The organism is Mesorhizobium sp. M2A.F.Ca.ET.037.01.1.1 (genome assembly GCF_003998075.1).
Lineage (GTDB): Bacteria > Pseudomonadota > Alphaproteobacteria > Rhizobiales > Rhizobiaceae > Mesorhizobium.
In genome coordinates, this window is record NZ_RZSA01000825.1 from 1 (window position 1) to 3,023 (window position 3,023).

3 protein-coding genes are annotated in these 3,023 nt (G+C 64.0%); all 3 read right to left on the reverse strand.

Going from position 1 to position 3,023, the window contains the following annotated elements:
- The coding region (locus EOA27_RS29645; protein ID WP_145970607.1) for a branched-chain amino acid ABC transporter permease at positions 1-843 on the reverse strand (843 nt) is incomplete at its 3' end.
- The gene (locus EOA27_RS29650; RefSeq protein WP_126079978.1) at positions 840-1,721 is read right to left on the reverse strand and encodes a branched-chain amino acid ABC transporter permease; all 882 of its coding nucleotides are present in this window, start codon (positions 1,719-1,721) and stop codon (positions 840-842) included. The genes EOA27_RS29645 and EOA27_RS29650, both read right to left, overlap by 4 nt.
- Positions 1,722-1,923: 202 nt before the next feature.
- Positions 1,924-3,023, reverse strand: a 1,100-nt coding sequence (locus tag EOA27_RS29660) for an ABC transporter substrate-binding protein (RefSeq protein WP_145970608.1), incomplete at its 5' end; no start/stop codon positions are given.

Genomic DNA, 3,023 nt, shown 5'->3' on the forward strand with positions numbered 1-3,023 from the left:
GGTGATGTCGGTGACATAGTACATGAACAGGGTGCCGATGAGCGGCCCGAGCGTGGTCGCGGCGCCGCCAAGCAGCACCCAGAGCAGCGGCAGGATCGAATACTGGATCGACGCGAAATTCGATCCGACATAGCCGAACAGCAGCGCATAGGTGGCGCCAGACGCGGCGCAGATGGCGCCGGAGGCGACGACAGCGATGAGCTTGTTGGCGACCGTGTCATAGCCAAGCATCTTCGTGCGCTCTTCGTTTTCTCGGATGGCGACCAGCACACGGCCGAAGCGGGAGCGGACAAGGGCGAGCGCGATGAGCAGCACGACCGAGAGCAGCGCCAGCGCGCCCATGTAGCGCACCGTCGGGTTGGTCAGGTCGAGGGATGCGCCGCCGATCGAAATCACCCGCGATGCCTGCTGGATGACCAGCCCCTGGTCGCCGCCGGTCCAGGCGGCGAAATAGAGGATGAGCAGATAGAAGACCTGAGCGAACATCATGGTGACGATCATGAACGCCACGCCCGAGGTGCGCAGCGCCAGCAGGCCGATAACCAGGGCGAGCAGCGCGCCACAGGCGACGCCGGCGACGAAGGCTTCCGGCACGCCCCAGCCGATATGGTAGACGGTCAGGCCCGCGCCATAGAGGCCGGCCGAGAAGAACATGGCGTGGCCGAGGCTGAGCAGGCCGACATAGCCGAAGAGCAGATTGTAGCCCATGGCGAAGACCGCCAGTACCATGATTCGAGCAAACAGACCCTGATGGTAATCCGGCAGGACGAAGTTCAGCGCGAACAAAAGCGCGATGACGCCGATATGCAGGGCATAGGTCTTTGCCGGCGAAGCATCCCTCATCGCGGCGCGGTTCCGAACAGGCCTTGCGGGCGGAACACCAGCACCATGGCGACCACCAGCGTGGCGATGATCTTGGCGAGCGTCGGCGAGAAGAACATCGAGATGATGCCGTCGGAGAGGCCGATCAGGACGGCAGCGACCACGGTTCCGCGGAGCGATCCCAGGCCACCGATGATGACGACGATGAAGGACAGAAGCAGCGGGTCCTGTCCCATCAGATAATGCGCCTGGCTGATCGGCACGATCAGCACCGCGGCGATCGCCGCCAGCATGGCGCCTATGGCGAAGACGCCGGCATAGACGCGCTCGACAGGAATGCCGAAGGCCTGCGCCGTCTCGCGATCATATTGGGTGGCGCGCATGATCAGGCCGATCTTCGTGCGCGTCAGCACCAGCCAGGTGATCACGAGCAGGAAAGCGGAAGCGGCGACCACCGAGAGCTTGTAGCCGGAATAGCCGAACCAGGGCAGAAGGATGCGGTAGCTGAAAGGCGGCTCGACCGGGCGCGCCTCTGGACCGTAGAAGGTGAGCGCCAGCTGCTGGATGATGTAGAGCATGCCGATGGTGGCGACGATGGTGCTTTCGGGATTGTAGTTCAGCCGCCGCAGCACCAGCCATTCGGCGAGGAATGCGACCAGCCCAACGAGCAAGGGCGCGACCACGAGTGCTGCGACGAAGCCTACCGCCGGATGGCCGGAAATCGCCGTCGAGACCGCCCAGGCGAGCACCGCGCCCAGCATGAAGAACTCGCCGTGAGCGACATTGACGATGCGCATGACGCCGAACACCAGCGACAGGCCGAGCGCCGTCAGCGCCAGCACGGCGGAGGTGACCAGGCCTTCAAGGGCGGCGAGGAGGAGGTGGGGTCCGAAATGCATGGATTATTTGCCAACGGAGGCGCGAGACCCCCCTCTCTGCCCTGCCGGGCAGGGGGGAGATTGGCAGTTCCTGCGAAGGCGCCCACCTGCCGGCCTGAGCGATTGGCGAAAGCGGAAATAACAGCTGATCTCCCCCCTTGAGGGGAAGATGTCCGGCAGGACAGAGAGGGGGGCCTGGGCGCTCACGCTGGTTGGAATGAACCTACAGCGCCTGCGTCGTGTAATCCCCTTCCGGCTCGTAGAGGCCGTCCTCGATCTTGGTCTTGTGCACGACCTTGAGCTTGCCGCCTTCGACCTTGGAGATGTTCTGGATGCCGAAACACTGGTGGATCTTGCCGTTGAAGGTCTTCGGGCCCTGCGGATGTTCCGGTCCCTCGGCGAATTCCTTCAGCGCCTCGGTCGCCTCGACCAGCTTGGCGCGGTCCTCCGGTCCCTTGTAGCCGGCATCTTCCATCGCCTTCTTGACCACGTAGAGCGTTTCCCAGCAGCCGAACATGTGCGAGGCGGTGGAGATGTCCTTGGGATCGCCGACCGCGGCGCCATTGTCGTCGATGCCGACGGCGGCGCGATAGGCTTTCTGCGCGGCGGAATCATCGGGCTGCGCGTAGCGCGGCGAGCCTTCCCAGAAATGGCTGCCGTCGAGGAATTCGAGGCCGGGGCTGTTGATGTCGACGGCCTCGAGCGAATCCATGAAGCCGAAAAGCTGCGGCCTTTGCGAACCGTAGAACTCGCCGAGCTCCTTGACGAAGGTGAGCACCGCAGGGCCGACCATGACGTGGTAGATCACCTCGGTCTCGGCCGGGATCTGCGGGAAGTATTTGGTGAAGGACGATTCCGTCGGCGGGATGGCGATCTGGGCGATGACGTCGGCGCCTTGCGCCTTCAGCGCCGGCGGCAGGTAGTCGCGATGGTCGTAGCCGAAGGCAAAGTCGGGGAAGATCTGCGTCACCTTCTTGCCGGCGTTCGCCGCGATCCACGGCGCCATGGACTGGATCTGGCTCTTCACGTCGGTGATGCCGGGCTGGAAGACGTAGCGGTTGAGTTTGGTCGAGGCGACGTGATGGCCTTCGCTGACCACGAAATAGGGGATCTTGTTCTCGCCGGCGGCGGGCGCCGAGCCGATCACCACATGCGAGAACAAGGTGCCGAAGACGATATCGGTCTTGTGCTGCTTGGCGAATTTGTTGACCACCTCGGCGCCGCGCGCCGGATCGGTGCCGTCGTCCTCGATCACCAGCTCGACCTTGCGGCCGCTGATGCCGCCGGCGTCGTTGATCGCCTTGACGGCGGCAGCACTTGTCT